1 protein-coding gene and 1 pseudogene are annotated in these 1,395 nt (G+C 73.5%); one reads left to right on the plus strand and one right to left on the minus strand.

Annotated elements, in window-relative coordinates; genetic code table 11:
• Positions 1-564 precede the first annotated feature (564 nt).
• On the plus strand, positions 565-1,020 hold the full coding sequence (locus ACFC1F_RS43390; protein WP_376167350.1) for a RidA family protein: 456 nt from the start codon (positions 565-567) through the stop codon (positions 1,018-1,020).
• Between the two features lie 186 nt (positions 1,021-1,206).
• Here the strand turns inward: ACFC1F_RS43390 and ACFC1F_RS43395 are convergent.
• Positions 1,207-1,395 (minus strand): annotated as a pseudogene (locus tag ACFC1F_RS43395) (hypothetical protein); the annotation flags it as partial.

The raw sequence follows: 1,395 nt of genomic DNA on the forward strand, positions 1-1,395 counted from the left end.
GGCAGCGGTGGTGGCGGTCGCGGGCTCGAGGTGTACCGCCGCCGTCACCACGACGGGCAGTATCCACACCAGCACGGGAGTGGAGCGCCGACCTCTGGGTGACGATCCAGCACCAAGCATCAGCATCCTCAAACGATCGAAGGAGTACGGGACGACGAGCGGGCACCGGCCCCTGCGGACGGCGTGCGGCGGGTGCGTGGGGCGCCGGTGCGGGCGGCGCTCGGCCGGCCGTCGGCGGTCCTCCGGCCGGACCTCGGCAGCGCTGCTCGGCGGCTGATTCGGTGCCTCCCCGGTCGGTTGTCCCACGCGTCGCGCACACCGCCGGGACGTGCCGGGACGGGGCTGCCGTCCCGCCGTCCGGGTGGTGCGGGAAACAGGTTTACCGCGCCCCGGGCTCGCCGGACCGCAGCCCGCGCCCAGTTCGCCCATGCGGGGGGAATCCCGGCGAAACCTCCACGCACCACAGGGGGCCGTGCTACGCACCTCACCCCGAACTCGCAGGAGCAGAACGGTTCCTGCGGGCGCAGGTGGATCACGGCGGCCACCGTCTGGCAGCATGGGCGGATGGAACGGACGGAACAGGTGGAACGCTTGGAACACGTGGGGCGCATGCGGCAGAACGTCGGTTCGGGTTCGCCGTTGGAGCCGCAGATCGGCTTCTCCCGCGCGGTCCGGGTGGGCGACCACGTCGCGGTCGCCGGAACGGCGCCCATCGCGGACGACGGTTCCACGGCGGCGCCGGGCGACGTCCACGGGCAGACGGTCCGGTGCCTCGACATCGCCGAGCAGGCGCTGAAGGAGGCCGGGGCATCGGTGCAGGACGTCGTGCGGACGCGCATCATGCTGACCGACGTCACCCGTTGGAAGGAGGCCGCGCGGGCGCACGGCGAACGGTTCGCGGCCGTCAGGCCCGCCTGCACGTTCGTCGAGGTCTCGCGCTTCATCGACCCGGAGTGGCTGGTCGAGATCGAGGTCGACGCCGTCCTCGGCGGGGACGCGCCCGCCGGCCCCGCCCGGTAGGCGGGCCCGCGCAGAAACGGGCCTGCGCACGGACTGGCCTGTGCACAGACGGGCCCGCCCGGCAGCGCTGGAGGCCGGTCCGCCGCAGCACCGCGGGGCCCGATGGGATCGCCTGCCCGGGTCAGTGGCCGTCCGGGGCAAGTGATCTCCCGGGTCAGTGACCGTCCGGGGCAGTGACCTCCCGGGTCAGTGGCCGCCCTTCGGCTCGGTGCAGCCGCCCTCCAGGTAGTACCCGTGGGCCTCGACCTTGACGGGGTTGCCGAGCCGGCCGGCGACGCACGGGCCGGCACCCGGGATGGTGACCTCGAACGAGACCTCACCGCCCGAGAGGTTGACCTGGGCGCTGTTGCGCGGGTAGCCGAGCGACTCCAGGAT

Origin of the sequence: Kitasatospora sp. NPDC056181, assembly GCF_042266225.1 — a bacterium.
Classification (GTDB): domain Bacteria; phylum Actinomycetota; class Actinomycetes; order Streptomycetales; family Streptomycetaceae; genus Kitasatospora.